The following is a 19,405-nucleotide window of genomic DNA, read 5'->3' as shown; positions in this document are numbered from 1 at the left end:
GAAGAAACCTGCACTCCTAACACCTACACACATACCTTCCAAGCCTCGCAGCGGCACGACCCGTGTCATGTCCGCTCACGTTCCGATTGCGTTTGCAAGAATTGTTTGACCATTTGACCAAGGATTCGGTAAGCACCTTCAAGGTCAAACTCCGAATCAACGAAAGACTGCAAGGCCAGTCCTTCAAAACAGGCGAACAAAATGGCGGACATCTCAGCCCCATTTGGCAGCGGTTTTCCTGCCACCGTTTGGATTGTCTCTTCGATTCCCTCTCGTCCCCTTGCGAAAAGCTCTTTCACCCCGGACTGAATCGCGGGATTTCGCAAGCCAAGAACATACAATTCATATCGCAGCTTGTACCAATCCGCCTTGCTCTTCGTTCGCTCCATCGACTCCGCCAGCGCAGCGTCGGCTAGTTTGTCTTCAGCGACTGTTTCCCGTATATGTCTCATCTGTTGGCAGTACTCATTTGCCGCTTCTTTGACAACAGACACCAAAAGGTCTTCCTTGTTTGCAAAGTGGTAGTGCACCAAGCCGGGCGACACGCCTGCCTCACGAGCAATGTCCTTGACGGAGCAGTTTTCGTATCCCTTTTCGGCGAGAACCTTGTAAGCCGCTTCAAATCGAGCATATCCGGCAGGTCGAACCTCTCTCGTTCCACAATCACGCTGCTGAGATCGGGGGGAAACGTGTATGCAGACGGTATGTACATGTTGACTTATCACTCTGCGTTGTCTATCCTAATAACAACAGAAACTGCATAAACTAACACGAACGCCGGTGTTGCCGCACCGACGGTCGGTACAATAGACGTTCCCCACAAGGGGGCGGCTCATGTAATTGCGAGTAGACCACCTTAGCCTACCAAGTCCAAGGGTGGTCTACTTCTTTTTGTGGAAGGAAAGTGAGACTGGTTCAGCTCTCGTCAAAGCTCAGCTTCCGAACGGCCACCCGCTTGATTTTCACCAGGTACACCAGATACATCGCTCCAATCGCTGTCCAAACCAAGCCGAGCTGCATCGACCTGGCCTCCAGGTGGACCCATAAAAACGCGACAAAGCCGGCCCCGATCAGCGGGGAGACGAAATAGCTCCACCAGCCCGACAGCCCGCGCCGTTTGCCGGTGTAGTGGGCGATTACGCACAGATTGACAAAGGTAAACGCGATCAGCGCCCCAAAATTGATGAACGACGTAGCGGTGAGCAAATCCAAAAACAGTGCGCTCAGCATCAGTGCCCCGATCAGCAGCACGTTGAGCAGAGGTGTCTGCAGGCGGGGATGGACGTAGCCGAACCACTTTTCCGGAAGGTACCCGTCCCTCCCCATGGCGTACAGCAGCCGGGTCACGCTGGTTACCGACACGAGGCCGGACGCCAGCGTCGACGAGAGGGCCGCCGCCAGGAAGACGAGTTGAAACACCGCACCGCCGATGTGCAGCGCAATCTCGGCCGAGGCCGCTTCCGGGTCGGCGAAGACGCTCACGTCGGGAAACAGCGACTGCGTGAAGTAGGAAGCCGTCACAAACAGCGCACCCCCGGCCAGCGCCACGAGGATAATGCCCCGCGGGATGGTGTTGGCCGCGTCCTTCGTCTCCTCCGCCAGCGTCGTGACGGCGTCAAAGCCCAGAAACGAGAAACAGAGAATGGACGCGCCCGCAAGCAGGGCGGCGGCGGACATGTCCGGCGAGTAAAACGGCTGGACAGCAAACACCTGGCCGATCCCCTCGCCGTGCAGCAAGCCTCTGACCGCCAGCGCGGCGAAGACGGCCACGACGGACACCTGAAACAAGACCAGGAGCGAATTGACGGTGGCCGTTACGGTCACCCGCATCACGTTCAGCGCGGTGATCAGGATGACAAACCCGACGATCCACAGCCGCGCCGGTATTTCCGGAAACACCGCCGACAGGTAGACACCGGTCAACAGGGCGTTGATCATCGGCAAAAACAAATAGTCCAACAGCGACGCCCACCCGACCAGAAAGCCCACGTAGGGGTGAAACGTCTGCTGCGCGTACGTGTAGGCGGAACCGGCGGAAGGAAACACCCGGACCATTTTGCCATAGCTCGCCGCCGTAAACAAAATGGCCAGCAGGGTGAGCAGATAGGCGGCCGGGACGTGACCGCCCGTCTCCTCCGCGACGATGCCGTACGTGTCAAACACTGCCATCGGCGCCATGTATCCGAGGCCGATAACGACGATGTGCCACAGTTTTAAACTGCGGTGAAGCTCTGATTGCTGTTGCATGGGCAGTCCCCCTCCGAAAGATGACATGAATTATTATACAGTTAGATGAAAAAATATCCACACTTTTCGGACTGCCCCTCTCAAAAAAATCCCCCGCCCAGGTGAGCGTCTGCTGCACCCGGCGGGGTCCCCAAGAATATGGAAAAAGCTGTTAACCGCGTTAACAGCCTTTCCACTTATGCTCGAAATTATCCCTGCTTCGGCAGTTCAAACGAACTTTTCAGCGAAACGATCCGGTTGAACACCAGTTTGTCCGGGGTCGTGTACTTCGGATCGACGTTGAAGTAGCCGTGGCGGAAGAACTGGAACTTGTCGTGCGGCTTGCTGTCCTTCAGGTTGGGCTCGACAAAGCCGTGCAGCGTTTCCAGCGAGTTGGGATTGATGTTTTCCAAGAACGAATCGCCGTCCTCCTGCCCGTCCAGAATGAGCGGTTCATACAGGCGAAACTCCGCCGGAACGGCGTGCTTGGCGTCCACCCAATGGATGGTCCCCTTCACTTTCCGGCCGGTGAACCCGGTGCCGCTCTTCGTCTCCGGGTCGTACGTGCAGTGCAGTTCCACCACGTTCCCCTGTTCGTCCTTGATCACGTCGTGGCACTTGATGAAGTAGGCGTGCTTCAGCCGCACTTCGTTGCCCGGGAACAGGCGGAAGTACTTGCTCGGCGGATTTTCCATGAAGTCGTCCTGCTCGATGTAAATCTCGCGGGAAAACGGGATTTGTCTGATGCCCATCGCGGGATTTTCCGGGTTGTTTTCCGCGTCCAGCATCTCCACCTGGCCTTCCGGATAGTTGGTGATGACCACTTTCAGCGGGCGCAGCACGGCCATCGTGCGCGGCGCCTTCAGCTTCAGGTCTTCGCGGATGAAATGCTCGAGCATCTTCGCGTCCACCACGCTGTTGCTGCGGGAGACGCCGATTTCCCGCGCAAACGCCCGGATCGCTTCCGGCGTGTAGCCGCGGCGGCGCAGTCCGGCGATGGTGGGCATCCGCGGGTCGTCCCATCCGTCCACGATTTTTTCGTCCACCAGCATTTTCAGCTTGCGTTTGCTCATCACCGTGTTGGTCATGTTCAAACGGGCAAATTCATACTGGCGCGGCACGTGCTCCATCTCGCACTCGCGAATGACCCAGTCGTAGAGCGGACGATGGTCTTCAAACTCGAGCGAGCAGAGCGAGTGGGTCACGCCTTCGATGGCGTCTTCCAGCGGGTGGGCAAAGTCGTACATCGGGTAGATGCACCACTTGTCTCCCGTGTTGTGATGGGTGGCATGGGCGATCCGGTAGAGCACCGGGTCGCGCAGGTTGATGTTCGGCGAGCTCATGTCGATTTTGGCGCGCAGCACTTTTTCGCCGTCCTTGAACTCGCCGTTGCGCATCCGCTGGAACAGGTCCAGGTTTTCCTCCACCGAACGGTTGCGGTACGGACTCTCCGTGCCCGGCTCCGTCAGCGTCCCCCGCGTTTTGCGGATTTCCTCGGCGGAGAGGTCGTCGACGTACGCCTTGCCTTTTTTGATCAGCAGCACCGCGCGATTGTACATTTCCTCAAAGTAGTCGGAAGCGAAATACAGACCGTCCCACTCAAAACCCAGCCATTTGACGTCTTCCTTGATCGCTTCCACGTACTCGGTGTCTTCTTTCAGCGGATTGGTGTCGTCAAAGCGCAGGTTGGTTCTGCCCTTGAACTCGTCAGCCAGCTCAAAGTTCAGGCAGATGGATTTGGCATGCCCGATATGGAGATACCCGTTCGGTTCCGGAGGGAATCGGGTAACGACTTCTTTCACTCGTCCCGCCTGCAAATCCTCGATGACGATGTTGCGGATAAAGTTGGATGATGCCGACTTGTTTTCCAATTGAATCAACCTTTCACTTCACCTTTACATTCAATAATACTGATTCCTCATCGAGAGTTCAACAAATCGGGCCGTCCCCCGTCCCGCCGCACACCGCCGGGACACTTACCGCTGCAGCAGACGGTCGTAATAAATGTTCACGATGGAATCCAGCGGCTTGCGCTGTTCGACGACGGCCTGAATCTTTGCCAGATGCTGCGGGCGCACCAGATGGGCGAGCGGCTGCGGAACGCGGGCAAACTGGCGGAACGCTTCGCGGGCCAGGTCATCCCAGTACGCGTGATAGCGCAGCAGGTCGTCCGGCATGACCCTGACCCGGTCGGTGCCCGTTTCCGGCAGGCAGTCGAACGGTTCGTCCAGATTGAGCGTTCCGTAGTCGTCGGTAAGCTGTTCGCCGGGCTGAATGTCCCGGGCCGCCAGTTCCAGATCGTAGGCCGTGCCGACGCAGTTGACGTGAAAGCTGTGGTTGACGAAGCGGGCCTTATCCCAGCAGAGAATGTACGCTCCATGCTGATTGCGAAACGAGTATTTCAACACGTCCTGCTTGCGCAGCGGATCAAGCGATTCCACGTAAGACGGGTCCAATACCTGATCGAGATCGTCCAGCACCCAGACGATGGTTCCCTTGGGAATCAGCTTGGTGGCAAAGACTCCGTACCCGATTTCATCATGAATATACCTCAGTTCCGTATCCGGATGCATCATCGTCTCATTTCCCTCCTTGGCGAAGCTGCTCTGTTTTCTACATCATAATCAGTCCGGCCGGCTCGGGTGTGTGCGAAGGTGTGTGCGAAGAAAAAAGATTTGCTGCCTAGGAAGAGGAACCGGACGATGGTCACAAATACAACAGAATTTTTTCATTTTGTTATTAAACATCGGGACGTTTTTACCGATCTAATGAAAGGAGACGTGATTTTACCAAGTCCATTGGACTGCTTGCACCGCGGGATGAAATGAAGATGGTCTCATTTCCCGTTTTCTGAATTCCACAAGACCAGGCATTGATATCGAAACGGCAAACCCGGGGAAACCCGGCGGCGCAAAGCTACAGGGGCTACCTCCGCCGCGTGCGGACACGCCAGCCAGTTACCGAAGTATTGATGTAGGACAGACCGATGATCCTATGTCATCGGTCTTTTTATGGAAACAAGCGGTTGCAGGCCATAGGGGGAGGTGAAGCGCCAGACGTACGGACCATCCATCGCAACTCGCTTCTACAACAAGACAAAGGAGGAACGATTGTGAAAAAGTTCTGGACAAAACTCAGCGCTCTGGGTCTGGCCGGCGTTTTAAGCCTGTCCGCCTTCGCATCGGCGGGAAATGCCGCCAACCGTCCAACCTCCATGTCGCCGAACGGCATGGTTACCTCGCCGCACTACCTGGCTACCGCCGCTGCACTGAAGACGCTGCAGGAGGGCGGAAACGCGGTAGATGCCGCGATCGCGGCGGCTTCCACGCTGACCGTCGTCTATCCCCATTACACCAGCATCGGCGGAGACAACTTCTGGCTGATCTACAACGCAAAAACGAAAGAACTGCGCGCCCTGAACGGCAGCGGCCGTGCCGGGGAGAAAGCGACCATCGAGTTCTACAAGAGCAAAGGGTACGATAAAATCCCGTCCCGCGGTTACCTGGCCGCCAACACCGTCCCCGGAGTCGTTTCCGGCTGGTGGGAAGCGTACAACTACGCCCACAAGGAGATGAGCGGCAGCAAGATCCCGTGGAGCAAACTGCTGGAGCCGGCGATCGAATACGCGGAAAAAGGCTATCCCGTCTCCCCTAACCAGGTGTACTGGACCAAGTACGCGACCGATCCGACCGACAACGAACTGAAAAATCTGCAGCGCTTTGAAGAGTTCCGCAAAATCTACCTGAAGCCCAACGGCGAACCGTACCAGGCCGGCGAAATCATGAAGCAGAAAGACCTGGCGGAAACCTTGAAAGTGATCGCCAAAAAAGGGGCGGACGGATTCTACAAAGGCGAAATCGCCAAGAAAATCGTCGACGACGTGCAGAAAAACGGCGGCTTGCTCACCCTGAAAGACTTTGAAAAACACACCGCCACGTGGGCAAAACCGATTTCCGTCGACTACCGCGGATACAAGGCGTACAACGTGCCGCCCAACTCGCAAGGGATGGCCTCGCTCTCCATTCTCAACATCCTGAACAACTTCGATCTGAAGAGCATGGGCGAAGGCACTCCCGACTACTACCATGTGATTGTGGAAGCGACCAAGCAAGCCTTTGCCGACCGTGACAAATGGCTGACCGACCCCGAGTTTGCCGACATTCCGGTGGATTACTTGCTGTCCAAAGAGCACGGTCAAGAACTGGCCAAGCGGATCGACATGAAAAAGGCAGCCCAAACGGTGGAGCCGCTCGATCCAAAAGGGGACACTGTATGGCTCGGCGTCGTCGACAAGGATGGCAACGCCGTTTCGATGATTCAAAGCCACTACTTCGACTGGGGCTCCGGCATCGTTGCCAAAGGCACCGGCGTACTGCTGCAAAACCGCGGCAGCTACTTCTCCCTGGATCCGAACCACGTCAACCGCTTGGAGCCGGGCAAACGCTCCTTCAACACCATCAATCCGGCGATGCTGTTTAAGGGAGACAAGCCCTACCTCCTCTATGGAACCCAAGGCGGAGAAGGACAGCCTCAGACTCAGGCCGCCCTGGTGACCCGCATCGTCGATTTCGGCTTCAGCGTACAGGACGCGATCGAAGCGCCGAGATGGCTGCACGGACGCAACTGGGGCGCTTCTTCCAACAACCTCAAGGTGGAAAGCCGGATTCCGCAGGACGTTCTGGACGAACTGATCAAACGCGGTCACCCGGTTGAAAAACTGGAAGCCGCCTACACCGATCAAATGGGCCAATCCGGGGCAATTCTGATCGATCCCGTCACCAACGTGAAGTTTGGCGGCGCCGATCCGCGCGGAGAAGGTGCAGCAATCGGATATTGATTCACTCCAGACTGCCGGGAATGTTCCCGGCAGTCTGAATGCTTTCACGCTTCAGACGTTCGAACAGGCCTGATTATAAAAGGAGGAATTCCTTCGTGTTTGTCTTCGGCAAGCTTCGAAACAAACTGATTGTTTGGTTTCTAGTCGTAGCGATCATACCACTCATCGGCACCTCCCTGTACATCACCACCAGCAGCTCAAAAATCATCACGGACAAACAGCGGCAGTCCTACATCGACCTCGCCAAAAGCACCGCCGTCGCGATGGATCAATACCTGGACAGACGGATGACGGAGATTCAGGTGCTGGCCCGTTCATCTGACATTCAATCGACGGACGCTGCCGCGAAAAACCTGTTCATTCGCTCGTTCACCGAGGAAATGAAGATCTTCGACGGCAACACCTTCATCTCTCCGGACGGGAAAGTGTCCGCCGACACGTTTCCGAAAAGCGTCGGCATCGACTTGTCCGAACGGCCGTTTTTCAAGGACGGGATGGCCGGAAAATCCAGCTATTCCGATATCGTGATCGCCAAGACGACCGGCAAGCGATCCATCGTCGTCGCCTCCCCCGTCAAGAGCCAAAGCGGCCAAATTCTTGGCGTCCTGACTGGTCTCGTCAACGTTGACCAGTTTACCGAAACCTTCCTGCAAAATCTCAACCTGGGCAGCGGCGGGTACGCCATTCTCGTGGACAACAAAGGGCTGATTCAAGCCCATCCCAACAAAGAGCTGATCGGCAAAGCGGTGGATGAAGCCGGTCTGCCGCAGGGATTGGCCGAGATCCTCAAGAAAGGCGGCAGCGAGACGGCCTCCTATACCTACAGCTACGCCGGCAGCGAGTACATGGTCGCCTATGCGCCTATTGCGAAAACGAAGTACGGCTTGTTCCTGCATATCCCCGTCCAATCCATTACGTCGGCCGTGACCGCTCTCAACAGCAACATCGCCGTCATTGTGGTCATCGTCAGCGCTCTTGTGATCGCGATCGCATTCGCCGTGTCGCTCCGGATCACGCGGCCGATCAAGGAAGTGGCCACCGTGACCAAACGCATCTCCGATGGAGAACTGACGGTGGAGCCGCTCCGCATCCGCACGCAGGATGAAATCGGCCAACTGTCCCGGGCCGTAAACGCCATGGTGGAAAATCTGCGCACCATTATCCAGCAGGTGAACGCCAGCGCCGAAAATTTGGCTGCGTCCGCGGAAGAGCTGACCGTAAACGCCGAACACACGAGCAAGGCCACCGAGCAGATCGCCACGACCATCCAGGAGGTGGCGTACGGCGCGGAGCGGCAGGTGCAAAGCGTGGAGGAAAGCGTCCGCGCGATCCAGGAGGTGTCCTCCGGGGTTCAGCAAATTGCCGCCAGTGCGGAAAACGCGGCAGATTCCGCCCTCAGGGCTTCGCAAATCGCGATCGACGGCAACCAGACCATCCAAACCGTCGCGCAGCAAATGCAGTCCATCAACGAGACGGTCAACCAGATCGCCCGCATCGTCAAACGTCTGGGTGACAGTTCCCAGGAGATCGGTCAAATCGTCCAGGTGATCACCGACATCGCCGAGCAGACCAACCTGTTGTCGCTCAATGCCGCCATCGAAGCGGCGCGGGCCGGCGAACAGGGACGCGGATTTGCCGTCGTGGCGAACGAAGTCCGCAAACTGGCGGAACAATCGGCCCAGTCCGCCCAGCAGATCGAACAGCTCATTCTGGCCATCCAGCAGGAATCGGACCTGGCCGTTCAATCCATGGAAAAAGGGACAAAAGAAGTGGCGCTCGGGATCGAGGTCGTCAACGAAGCCGGCAAGTCGTTTGAACAGATTCAGGATTCCGTGACCCACACGGCCGACCAGATCCAGAAAGTAAAAGACCACTCCCGCCAGATGACCGCAGGTACGGAACAGGTCGTCCAGTTGGTCACCCAAATCGCCGAAGTGGCGGAAAATTCCGCAGAAGGAACGCAAAGCGTCTCCGCCGCCACCGAGGAGCAGTTGGCCTCCATGGAGGAAGTCACTTCTTCCGCCAGCTCGCTGGCGAGAATCGCCGAAGAGCTGCAGGCCCACGTCAAACGCTTCAAGATATAAGCCAAACGGAAAAAGGCACCCGTGCATGGTATTATCCCCTTTGAGTAGACAGTAAAAAGCAAGTCCCTTACTGTTAACTCGGAGGGGATTTTCTATGGGGAAAATACGCAAGACGTATCCAATTGAAATAAAGAGAAAAGCGGTACATTTATACCTTGATGGCGACAAAAGTTATAAAACCATCGCAAAGGAACTTGGCATCTCAGATAAAAACATTGTGATGAGATGGGTCAAGCATTTTGAGAATGAAGGGATGAAGGGACTCGAAGAAAAACGAGGGAAAGCGGTTGGACCGAGGAAAGGAAGGCCGAGAAAATGTCTTTTCACCCTAGAAGAGGAAAACTTGAGATTGCGAGCTGAGAATGAATATCTAAAAAAGTGGCTCGGACTCGAAAGGCGGTGAAGAAGCAAAAAGAACAATCAAAATCTTACTCCATCATCCATGAAATGATGGGAACATACTCCGTTTCCTTGCTGTGCTCGGTATCCGGTGTATCACGGAGTGGCTTTTACAAGTGGGTAAAACAGCAGCAGAATCCGTCTCGAAAAATGGTGGAAGACGAGAAATTGAAAGAAATGATTAGGGAATGCCATCAAGAAGTAAACGGCATTTACGGGTACCCGCGAGTAACGGTTTGGCTAACTCAAAGATATGGTATACACGTAAATCGTAAGCGTGTGTATCGACTCATGAAGGAAATGGGGATCCAGGCACGTATTCGCAGGAAACGGAAATTCTTTGGCCGCAAAGAGCAAGTTGTCATTTCCGAAAACAAACTGAACCGTGATTTTATCGCTTCCCGTCCTAACGAAAAATGGGTTACAGATATTACCTATCTGATCTTCAATGGACGTCGACTCTATCTCTCCGTCATTTACGACCTTTTCAACAACGAAGTCGTCGCCTACAGGATAAGTAAACGGAATGACATACGGCTTGTCATGGACACGGTAAAGGCAGCCATAAAAAAAGGAGATGTGAGTGGAGTCCTGTTGCATAGCGACCAAGGATTCCAGTACACATCCCGACAATATCATAACCTACTCAAACAATATAACATTACCGCAAGTATGTCCAGAAAGGGAAATTGTCTGGACAACGCTTGTATGGAGAGTTTTTTCAGCCATCTGAAATCAGAATGCATGTATTTGCACAACTTCAAGACGGATGAAGAAGTACATCACGCTGTTGATCGCTATATTCGTTTTTACAATCACAAACGTTTTCAATCCCGGTTACATAACCTGAGCCCGGTACAATACCGAGCTCAGGCATCTTGAACTAGGGCTTGTTTAAAGTCTGTCTACTTGACAGGGGTAATACCATGCAGCGGTGCCTTTTTCTGCTCCCCGGCTGTCCCGACGCAAACCGCAGCCGTGAGGACAATTCCTCACGGCCGCTGTGATTCGATGCTCAGCGAAGGGCCAGCATCCGGTCCGGATGGTTGGTGCAGATTTGCACCTGCGGATGCCACTTCATGATCGTGCGGATCGCCTCCGGGTCGTCCACCGTCCAGGCGATGACGCCAAACCCCTGGTCGATCGCCTCGCGGGCCAACTCCCGGGTGAGAAACGGATAGGACATGGAGAGCATGTCCGCTCCCGCCTGCCGCAGTTGTTCCAGGATCATGACCGGCCGTCCGTATACGATCAGCCCGGTCTTGACCTCGGCGTCCAGCCGCCGCACCTGCCGGATGAGCTCGTGGTCAAACGAGGTGAGGTACACATCCCTCTTCATCCCGTGCCGGTCCAGCAGCGTCAGCACGCGTTCCGCCAGTCCGGGATGCATGTCGGCCGCCGTTTTCAGCTCAATGTTCAGCGTGCATCGTCCCTTCGCGGCAGCCAGCACCTCTTCCAGCGCGGGAATCCGCTCGCCGGCAAAGCGCTCGTCAAACCAGCTCCCCGCGTCAAGCTGGCGCAGTTCCGCCAGCGTCAGATCCTGCACCCGTCCGCTGCCGTTGGTCGTCCTCTCCAGCGAAAAATCGTGGAACAGGACCGGCACGCCGTCCTTGGAAAGCTGTACGTCCACCTCAATCGCGCGAATGGCCGGTTCCGCCAGCGCGAGCCGAATGGCCGTCATGGTGTTTTCGGGCGCCTTGCCCGACCAGCCGCGATGCGCCATGCAGACGTTCATGCAACGTCACCTCGCTACTTTTTCAGCAGTTTCTCTCCTTTTTCCACAACCTTGGCAATCGCTTCGTCTACGGTCGCCTGTTTCAGCACGGCCCGCTGGATCTCCGTCATGATGACTTCCTGCAGTTCCTTATAGCCGGGGACCATCGGACGCGGTTGGGCGTACTCCAGTTGTTTGACCGCCACCTGGAAGTTCGGCTCTTTCTGGTATGCTGCTTTCATCTCGTCCGACTCGACCGCTTCCTTCGTCACCGGCATGTACCCGGTTTCCAGCGACCAACGAATCGTCTGCGGGGTGTCCGTCATCCATTTGATGAATTCCCATGCCGCCTTTTTCTCCTCATCCGAAGACTTGGCGAGCATCACCAGGTTGGCGCCGCCAGTCGGCACCCCGTAACGCTTGTTGGCCGGCAGGAAAGCCGCCCCTACTTCAAACGTGGCGTTCTCCTTGAGCGCGTGCAGGTCTCCTGTCGATGTAAAGATCATGGCCACCTGCTGGTTGAGGAAATCCTGCTTGGCCACGTCCCAGGCGTTGTATTTTTCGCCCGGCGGAGCCTTCATCACACCTTCCTGCAGCAGGCTGCTCCAGAACTCCAGCGGCGCTTTTCCCGCTTCGTTGTCGAGCGCCACGCTCTTGCCGTCTTCGCTCAGGATGTTTCCGCCGCTCTCAAAGACCAGCGCTTCGTAGAACCAAATGTCGATCGGCGTGGAGAAGCCGTAGGTCGTCGTCTTGCCCCCCTCTTTTTTGGTCAGGGCCTTGGCGTACCGGCGCAGTTCCTCCCAGGTCTTCGGACCGTCGGGATCCAACCCGGCCGCTTTCAGCTTGTCGCGATTGACGTACAAGAGCGGGGTGGAGCGGTTGAACGGCACGGCGTACAGCTTGTCGTTCCAGTAGGAGTTGCCCATCAGGCCGGGAATGTATTTGTCTTCCTCCCCGTTCGCGTAGGGCCCCAGGTCCTGCAGCACCTTGGCGTCGGCAAACGCGCCCACCGAAGCGATCTCCACCATCGTCACGTCGGGCTGGTTTCCGGCTGAGACGGCGGCCAGCACCTTGGCGTGGTTTTCATAGTAGCTGCCTTGATAGGACGGCTTGACGACGATGCCTTTGTGCGTGTCGTTGAATTGTTTGACCATCTCTTCGATCACTTCGCCGTTGCGGCCGCCCAGCGCGTACCAAAAGTCGATTTCCACGGGCTTTCCGGCATCGGCTGTCTGCTGCTGGCCGCCGCTTCCGGAACCGGACTTCTGTCCGCCAGCCGCCTCCTGCTTGCCGCTGCACCCGGCCAGTACGGCCGTCACGGTCAAAACGCACGCCAGTATGGATACTCGAACCTTTTTCACCATGCATACCTCCTTTTTCTGATCGGGAAGAAACGCGGGTGTTCCCCTTTATTTGGATGAATAGACAAATGCGCTGATGATGTGCCGCTGGGCGATGAAAAAGATGGCCAGGACCGGCAGCACGAGGATCATGTTGCCCGCCATGATGACGTTCCAGAGCTTGCCGCCTTCCGCCGCCTTCAGCATGGAGATGCCGATCGGCAGCGTCCGCACAGCGTCGCTGTTGGTCATGATCAGCGGCCAGAAGTAGTCGTTCCAGTGATAGATGAAGCTGAACAGCCCGAACGTGACCAGCACCGGCTTGGCCATCGGTACCATGATCGTCCACATGATTGTCCACTCGGAGGCATTGTCCAGCCGGGCGGCTTCGATCACCTCGTCGGGCACCTGCATGAAACACTGGCGGAGCAAAAAGATTCCGAAGGCGCTCGCCCCGTACGGCAGAATCAGCGCCCACAGCGTATTCACCAGCCCCCACTGGCTCATTTCCACATACACCGGCAAAAAGACCACCTGGGGGGGAATCATCAAAGCAATCAGGGTCAGGCCAAACAGCAGATTCCGCCCGCGAAACCGGTAGCGGGCAAAGGCGTACGCGGCCGGCACGCCGGTCAAGAGCTGCAGGACGAGAATGCCCGCCGCCACGAGAAAGCTGTTCCAGACGTAGGTGAGAAACGGGCCGGATTCCCACGCGATGCGGAAGTTCTCCAACTGCCACGACTCCGGCCACCAGGTGGGCGGGAACCGGTACACCTCCGGCATCGTCTTGAACGCGGTCACAAACATCCAGAGAAACGGAAACACAAAGATCAGGGAAACGACGGCGAGAAGCCCCCACTCCACCGCTTTCCACGCCGCACGTCCCGCATGTCTCATACAACCTCCTCCTTCCTCCCGGCGAACCTGTGTCGAATTCGCTTCCATACCTGGCCGGATCAGGGGCCCGTCAGCGGTAGTGGACCCGTTTTCCCATCAGGCGGAAATGCAGCAGCGTCAGCAATCCGACCATCCCCAGCAGGATGACGGATGCGGCGGAAGCGATGCCGCCGTTGTAGAAATCCATGCCCTGCTCGTAAATGTAGAAGACCAGCATGTTGGTGCTGTTGACCGGACCGCCCTGGGTCATGATGTAGATCGTGTCAAACACCTGAAACGATGAGATCGTGTTGATCACCAGCAAAAAGAACAGCGTGGGCGACAGCATCGGAACCGTGATGCTGACCAGGGTGCGCCACCACGGAGAGCGGTCCAGGGCGGCTGCCTCGTATATGTCGCGGGGAATGCTTTGCAGCCCGGCGATGAAGACCACCGTGTTGTAGCCGACCCCTTTCCAGAGGCTTACCACGATCAGCGACACCAGCGCGCTTTTCGTGTCGGTCAGCCAGGTGTACGCCGGCAGTCCGACGAATTCCAACAGGGCGTTGAGCAGACCGTACTGCGGGTCCATCAGCCACATCCAGAGCATCGCGACCGAGACGAGCGAGACGATATGAGGACTGAACACGGCCGCCTGCACCAGCCCGTACACCCTGGCCTTGCGGTTGAGCCACAGCGCCAGGAAAAAGGCGATGACGATGCCGAGCCCCACCGTGGCGAGCGTGTACATCAAGGTGTTGGCGAGCACCTGACGAAAATCGGCGTCTTCCCACAGCGCGGCAAAGTTGTCCAGCCCCACCCACTCGATCTCCTCCAGGTTGAGCAGCGACCAGTCGTGAAAGGACAAGTAGATCACATACGCGATCGGAAAGAAGAAAAAGACGGCAAAGAACAGCAGGGCGGGCGCGATGTACAGGTACGGACGAATCCGCTCGGCGAAGGCAAACCGGGCCGCCGGCAGCGCCCCCGCCGATTGCGCGTTCGCCACCTCTTGGACGGCAATGGCTTTACGCATCAGACCACCCCTCCCGCCAGCGAATGGTTCCGGGTCCGTCCCTCCAGCCGTCCCAGCCGCTTCCCGGTCGCGCGGTCAAATACGTGGATGTGCGCCAGCGGCACCGACACCAGCACCGTCGCGCCGATCTCCACCATCGTCTCCGTTCCCGCCTTGACCACGACGTGTCCTCTCTCCGTTTCCACGTGGTACAGCGCGTCCGAACCGAGAATTTCCCGTGACATGATGGTGCCGCCGAGCGACCACGCCGCTTCCGCCGGGACGGCCGACGCGCCGCCCGGCAGGAGGACCGCCATTTCCGGGCGAAACCCCCACAAGTGTTCGGCCCGCCCATCCGCCGGGACGACGTTCATCGCCGGCGAGCCGATAAACTGGGCGACGAACAGGTTGGCCGGCTCCCGATACAGCTCCATCGGCGGCGCCACCTGCATGATCGTACCCTCGCTCATGACGACGATCTGATCGCCCATCGTCATCGCTTCCACCTGGTCGTGGGTGACGTAGATAAAGGTGGTGCCGAGCCGTTTGTGCAGGCTGGTCAGCTCCACCCGCATCTGGTTGCGCAGCTTGGCGTCCAGGTTGGACAGCGGTTCATCCATCAGAAACACCTGCGGCTTTTTCACCATCGCGCGGGCCAGGGCGACGCGCTGCCGCTGTCCGCCGGAGAGCTCCGAGGGCTTCCGCTTGAGATACGGTGTCAGCCCGACCACCTCCGCGATTTCTTCCACCATCGTCCGGCAGTCTTTTTTCGAGTACCCCCGGTTGCGCAGGCCGAACGCGATGTTGTCGTAGACGTTCATCGTCGGATAGAGCGCGTAGTTTTGAAACACCATCGCCACGTCCCGTTTGCCGGGCGGCAGATGATTGACCGGTTGGTCGCCGATCAGGATTTCCCCGTCCGTGACGCTCTCCAGCCCGGCAATCATCCGCAGCGTGGTCGATTTTCCGCACCCTGACGGCCCGACCAGCACGGTAAAGGAACCGTCCGGTATGACCAGGTTCAGCCCTTTGACCACCGTCTGGCTGTGAAATGTTTTGGTTACCTGCTTCAATATCACTCGTGCCATCTGGCTCCATTCCCTCCCAGTGCCCTGACGGCCAGCATCTCTTCGGCAAAGGTCTGAAAATTGGCAAAGCGCAGGTCAGGAACGGCGGACGTCCACTCTTCCGCGCCGTACCACTCCAGCACCGCCGACTTGACGCCCGCTCCTGCGGCCGCCAGTACGTCGTAGCGGCTGTCACCGATCATCAGGGCCTGCTCCGGCCGCATCTGAAGCAGGCGGAGCGCCTGTTGAACCGGTTCGGCGGACGGCTTGCCGCGCGACACGTCGTCGATGGTGACGACAACCTCAAAGAACTCCACCAGTCCCGCCAGTTCCAGCCCCGCGACGGCAAACTCGCGCTGCTTGTTGGTCACCACGGCCATCCGGTAACCGGCCGCTTTCAGCCGCTCCAGCCCTTCGCGTACGCAGGGAAACAGGCGGACGTGCCGGTCGTGATGCTCCCGGACGTAGGCGGCGTAGCTTTTCCTTACCGCCTCGCGGTCGTACGTCTCCCCGGCCGCCGCCGCGAGAAAGTCGTCCAGCGATTCGCCGAAACGCTTCAAAAGATCGTCCTGGCTGAACACCCCCGGCGCAAAGCGCTCCGCCGTACGGGCGACCGCGTCGATCACCGCATCCCGGCTGTCCAGCAGGGTGCCGTCCAGGTCAAACAACAGGCATTGATACATCCGCAAGACTCTCCTTCCATAAAGAATGGCTGCCGACAGAGACGGCGACGGCCCCGTACTGGAGCGCCTGCACCATCTGTTCCCGTTTGCGGATCAGACCGCCGGCAATGATCGGCGTCTCCCCCAGCTCCTGCCGGTATTCGGCGATGACCTCCGGCAGCAGTGCCGGCATCAGCTCAACGGCGTCCGGCTGCGTGTCCTGCACCGACTGCAGCCCCGATCGGAGGGCGTCGCTGTCCACCAGAAACAGCCGCTGGATCGTCAGCAATCCCTGCTTTTTGGCCAGCTTGATCAGCGTGTTGCGGGTGGTGACGATGCCGTCCGGCCTGACGTAGTGGGCGACAAACGCGACGCCTTCCCGGTCGTAGCTGATTCCCCCGATCCGTTCCAGATGCAGGAACACCGGCACGTCGTGCGTTTTGAAAAAGTCGACGTAGCGCTTGATCACCCCGATGTTCCCGATGGACAGCACCACCGCGCTTGCCTGCGCTTCCGCCGCCTTTTCCAGATACTTGGGCTCCTTGACCGAGGCAATCAGCTTCTGCCGGGCCAGCCGCTCGTAAAATTCCGCTTGGTTCATCCAGGCGCGCCTCCTTTCGCCCAAAACAAAACCCCCACGACATGACAATCGCCAAAGACTTCTCGATGAGAGTGCTTGGAAATGATGTCGAGGGGTTTCTCCAGGGCTCCAACCGCGGGAATCGTTCACTTGTCAATTACGATGGTACCGTTGGAAAGTTAAGGGAACGTGAAGCGCGTATTAACGTTGGGCCAGAATTTTGTAAAGGAATGCCCGTTTGAGCGAGAGTCTCGTCCGGCAGCCCGCATGAAAAGGAAAAGCGTCAGACCTGACGACGAGAAAATCGTGGATCTGACGCGCTCTCCATATCCGTGTGCTTTCAACCATTTCCATCCGGACCATGTAAAACCACCTGCCATTTTCCAAAAACCTTTTTCATTGTAAACACTTTTTCTTTGTCGAATCTAGCGAATTGCAACAATACCTTCACCTCCGTGGAAGTATTGTCCGCTTTCGTAACGCCCAACACCTTAAAGTCAAGTAATTTCGTAGTTTTCGCGGAATGTACAAAATCTCCGCGCTTAGGATAGTAACTGCCGCTTTCTTTATAGACATACTCATAGGCTTTTTCACCTTGTTTGCTTACGATCAGCGATAAATATCTTTCAAGAGCTTTTTCGGGGGTGTTGTACCAGAACGTATAGACGGCATATACGATGGCAGCCAATAACACAGCAAATCCGGCGATTGCCTTCTTTCTTTTTCCCATTTGGATAAACGGACTGATTTGCACCAGATCCTCTCCCTCTTTCTACATACTGGATATTTGTGTATAATCTTACACAATCATACTATCATTGTGCTGAGAGGAGAAGAGGGGGATGAAGGGGACGATACCAATCACGGTAGTGTTTCTGCTCTTTCTTGCGTTGGTTGTGAGTTTTGTCAGAATCCCGCCTGCTGACGTAAGCATCGCTGGCCCCAAGGAGGACGTACGCTTTCTTTTCATCGGCAAGGGAGACGGTTTGGAATACAAGATTCTCACCACGGATCAAAGAGATGATTGCCGCTCTGCTACATGATTTGGAACGTACGTGGAGCACGCCGATAAGAACGGTGCCGAATGGTGCAGCTACATACACGATCATCTTCGGAATCCCTTAAAAAAATCGTTCAACAACACGAAACTGGATCGTGAGATAATAAAATCCCTCGTGCCATCACACGAGGGACGTTTTATGGATGGGCCCCCTATTCCACCGCCACGATCGCATCCAGCGCGATGCGCGCCTCCGCCTCAATCGCTTTGGCCGTCGTTTCGGTATGAGGGTTGTACGTTTCCAACAGGTCGGCGTCGGCGTAGCCGTCGATCGCCAGGATAGAGCCGGCGCGCATGCCTCTAAGAGCGGCAATCACGAACAGCGCCGCATTCTCCATCTCCACGGCCAGCACGCCCGCCTGTTGGTACAGCTTGTGGGGAAACTCCACGACGCCGCTGTAAAACATGTCCATCGTCAGTGTCACGCCCTCGGCCACATGGAGTCCCGTGTCGCGCTTCGCGGCGGCGGCGGACAGCGCATCGACGACGCGGCGGTCGGCCACGGCCGGGAAGCCCGGCGGAACCAACTGGCTGGTCAGTCCGTCCCGGCGGACAGCCGCCGTGCTGATCACCAGGCTGCCCGGTTCGATCGCTTTTTGGTAGGAACCGGCCGTTCCGACGCGGATGATCGTTTTCACGCCGCCTTTGGCCAGCTCTTCAAAGCAGACGGCCGCCCCCGGCGAGCCGACACCGTGGCTGACGACGGCCACCTCCGTGCCGTTCCACGTTCCCGCATAGCTGTGGTATTCCCGGTTTTCCCCGATCGGCCTGCTCTCGTCCAGCAGGGCGGCGATGCGGGCCGCCCGCTTCGGATCGCCGCAGACGATCGCGCGCTTCGGCAGGTTTTCCGGGTCAACTTTCAGATTGGGCAGCATCATCAATCAAACTCCTTTTTCTCCCATTCGTCTTCCGGAATCGGCAGGGCTTCGCCGGAGAAACGCTCTTCGCGGAACGGGTCGCCGTTCAGGTGAAAACCGTTTTGCTCCCAGAAGCCGGGGTTATTTTCGTTCATGAATTCGATCCCGCGCAGCCATTTCACGCTCTTCCAGAAATAGAGGTGAGGCACGATCAGCCGCAGCGGCCAGCCGTGCTTGTCCGTCAGCGGCGCTCCGTCAAAGGAGTGGGCCAGCAGCACGTCGTCCCGGTCCAGGTCGGTCAGCGCCACGTTGGCCGTGTAGCCGTAATCGCCGTGCAGCATCACGTACCTGCCCTGCGGCGTGACACCGGCCGCCGCCAGGAAATCGCGGAAACGAACGCCGGTAAACCGGTTGTCAAACCGGGACCAGCGGGTGACGCAGTGGATGTCGCAGGTGATCGTCGTCTGCGGCATCGCCATGATGTCGGCGTAGGAGAGCGTTACGTCCCGGTCGACTTCCCCGAAGACCCGCAGCGTCCACGTCTCCAGGTCGTAGACGGGCACCTCCCCCTCATGCAAGATCGGAAACCGCTCCGTCAGCACCTGTCCCGGCGGCAGCCGCCGCGCCAGGGCCGGATCGACTGTGGGCACCCTCATCCGTTTGATTCGCTCTGCCTTGTTCATCTTCT

Annotated in this window: 19 protein-coding genes, 1 pseudogene and 1 riboswitch; of the genes and pseudogenes, 5 read left to right on the top strand and 15 right to left on the bottom strand. The window is 57.4% G+C overall.

The features are described 5' to 3' along the window. Window positions 1–65: 65 nt before the first annotated feature. The 5 genes and pseudogenes from A6764_RS02260 to A6764_RS02245 form a co-directional block, all read right to left on the bottom strand. Entirely contained in the window at window positions 66–494 is a 429-nt protein-coding gene (locus A6764_RS02260; protein ID WP_255309716.1) for a TetR/AcrR family transcriptional regulator, read from the bottom strand. 6 nt (window positions 495–500) lie between these two features. After that, window positions 501–725: pseudogene (locus A6764_RS22330) on the bottom strand (TetR/AcrR family transcriptional regulator); the annotation flags it as partial. Window positions 726–915: 190 nt separating this feature from the next. Further along, complete coding sequence (locus tag A6764_RS02255; RefSeq protein ID WP_029100451.1) at window positions 916–2,247, bottom strand: APC family permease; 1,332 nt, start codon at window positions 2,245–2,247, stop codon at window positions 916–918. Between the two features lie 188 nt (window positions 2,248–2,435). Continuing rightward, on the bottom strand, window positions 2,436–4,106 hold the full coding sequence (locus tag A6764_RS02250) for a glutamine--tRNA ligase/YqeY domain fusion protein (RefSeq protein ID WP_370512122.1): 1,671 nt from the start codon (window positions 4,104–4,106) through the stop codon (window positions 2,436–2,438). A 96-nt stretch (window positions 4,107–4,202) separates the two neighbouring features. Continuing rightward, complete coding sequence (locus A6764_RS02245; protein WP_065067477.1) at window positions 4,203–4,802, bottom strand: SET domain-containing protein; 600 nt, start codon at window positions 4,800–4,802, stop codon at window positions 4,203–4,205. Between the two features lie 299 nt (window positions 4,803–5,101). Then, a riboswitch (cyclic di-GMP riboswitch) is annotated at window positions 5,102–5,191 on the top strand. Window positions 5,192–5,440: 249 nt separating this feature from the next. Between A6764_RS02245 and ggt the strand changes: the two genes are divergently transcribed. The 4 genes from ggt to A6764_RS02225 all read left to right on the top strand — a co-directional run bounded on the left by ggt (window position 5,441) and on the right by A6764_RS02225 (window position 10,428). Next, a complete protein-coding gene (ggt, locus tag A6764_RS02240) occupies window positions 5,441–7,063 on the top strand; it encodes a gamma-glutamyltransferase (RefSeq protein ID WP_255309717.1) in 1,623 nt (540 codons plus the stop codon). A 95-nt stretch (window positions 7,064–7,158) separates the two neighbouring features. Then, window positions 7,159–9,147, top strand: coding sequence for a methyl-accepting chemotaxis protein (locus A6764_RS02235; RefSeq protein ID WP_065067479.1), 1,989 nt, complete (start codon window positions 7,159–7,161; stop codon window positions 9,145–9,147). A 94-nt stretch (window positions 9,148–9,241) separates the two neighbouring features. Then, window positions 9,242–9,550 carry a transposase gene (locus tag A6764_RS02230; protein ID WP_065068441.1) on the top strand — a complete coding sequence of 103 codons (309 nt, stop codon included), beginning with the start codon at window positions 9,242–9,244 and terminating at the stop codon, window positions 9,548–9,550. Further along, window positions 9,547–10,428: an IS3 family transposase gene (locus A6764_RS02225; protein ID WP_264622263.1), complete on the top strand. Its 882-nt coding sequence runs from the start codon at window positions 9,547–9,549 to the stop codon at window positions 10,426–10,428. Before A6764_RS02230 ends, A6764_RS02225 begins: the two co-directional genes overlap by 4 nt. A 133-nt stretch (window positions 10,429–10,561) precedes the next feature. Here the strand turns inward: A6764_RS02225 and A6764_RS02220 are convergent, their stop codons facing one another. From A6764_RS02220 to A6764_RS02185, 8 genes are all read right to left on the bottom strand, one after another. Further along, window positions 10,562–11,281 (bottom strand): glycerophosphodiester phosphodiesterase, encoded by a 720-nt coding sequence (locus A6764_RS02220; RefSeq protein WP_065067480.1) that lies wholly within the window; start codon window positions 11,279–11,281, stop codon window positions 10,562–10,564. A gap of 14 nt (window positions 11,282–11,295) precedes the next feature. Further along, window positions 11,296–12,624, bottom strand: a complete 1,329-nt coding sequence (locus A6764_RS02215; protein WP_065067481.1) for an ABC transporter substrate-binding protein — start codon at window positions 12,622–12,624, stop codon at window positions 11,296–11,298. A gap of 45 nt (window positions 12,625–12,669) precedes the next feature. After that, on the bottom strand, window positions 12,670–13,497 hold the full coding sequence (locus tag A6764_RS02210) for a carbohydrate ABC transporter permease (protein ID WP_035296301.1): 828 nt from the start codon (window positions 13,495–13,497) through the stop codon (window positions 12,670–12,672). A gap of 70 nt (window positions 13,498–13,567) precedes the next feature. Then, a complete protein-coding gene (locus tag A6764_RS02205) occupies window positions 13,568–14,512 on the bottom strand; it encodes a carbohydrate ABC transporter permease (RefSeq protein WP_083989847.1) in 945 nt (314 codons plus the stop codon). Beyond that, a complete protein-coding gene (locus A6764_RS02200) occupies window positions 14,512–15,579 on the bottom strand; it encodes an ABC transporter ATP-binding protein (protein WP_065067482.1) in 1,068 nt (355 codons plus the stop codon). The genes A6764_RS02205 and A6764_RS02200 overlap by 1 nt, the downstream gene beginning before the upstream one ends. Continuing rightward, window positions 15,567–16,241, bottom strand: coding sequence for an HAD-IA family hydrolase (locus A6764_RS02195; protein ID WP_065067483.1), 675 nt, complete (start codon window positions 16,239–16,241; stop codon window positions 15,567–15,569). The genes A6764_RS02200 and A6764_RS02195 overlap by 13 nt, the downstream gene beginning before the upstream one ends. Further along, a complete protein-coding gene (locus A6764_RS02190) occupies window positions 16,219–16,821 on the bottom strand; it encodes a glycerol-3-phosphate responsive antiterminator (RefSeq protein ID WP_065067484.1) in 603 nt (200 codons plus the stop codon). Before A6764_RS02190 ends, A6764_RS02195 begins: the two co-directional genes overlap by 23 nt. Before the next feature lie 319 nt (window positions 16,822–17,140). After that, window positions 17,141–17,554, bottom strand: coding sequence for a hypothetical protein (locus A6764_RS02185; RefSeq protein ID WP_065067485.1), 414 nt, complete (start codon window positions 17,552–17,554; stop codon window positions 17,141–17,143). 88 nt (window positions 17,555–17,642) lie between these two features. Between A6764_RS02185 and A6764_RS02180 the strand changes: the two genes are divergently transcribed. Beyond that, on the top strand, window positions 17,643–17,843 hold the full coding sequence (locus A6764_RS02180) for a hypothetical protein (protein ID WP_065067486.1): 201 nt from the start codon (window positions 17,643–17,645) through the stop codon (window positions 17,841–17,843). A 169-nt stretch (window positions 17,844–18,012) separates the two neighbouring features. Here A6764_RS02180 and A6764_RS02175 read toward each other — a convergent pair whose 3' ends face one another. Together A6764_RS02175 and A6764_RS02170 are read right to left on the bottom strand one after the other, a co-directional pair. Further along, window positions 18,013–18,735, bottom strand: coding sequence for a nucleoside phosphorylase (locus A6764_RS02175; protein WP_264622502.1), 723 nt, complete (start codon window positions 18,733–18,735; stop codon window positions 18,013–18,015). A 2-nt stretch (window positions 18,736–18,737) separates the two neighbouring features. Continuing rightward, window positions 18,738–19,400, bottom strand: a complete 663-nt coding sequence (locus A6764_RS02170; RefSeq protein WP_065067488.1) for a sulfite oxidase-like oxidoreductase — start codon at window positions 19,398–19,400, stop codon at window positions 18,738–18,740. Between the last annotated feature and the right edge of the window lie 5 nt (window positions 19,401–19,405).

This window comes from Brevibacillus sp. WF146 (assembly GCF_001673705.2).
Lineage (GTDB): Bacteria > Bacillota > Bacilli > Brevibacillales > Brevibacillaceae > Brevibacillus > Brevibacillus thermoruber.
The sequence above is the reverse complement of the archived record's forward strand: the minus strand, read 5'-3'. Positions and strand labels throughout refer to the sequence as shown.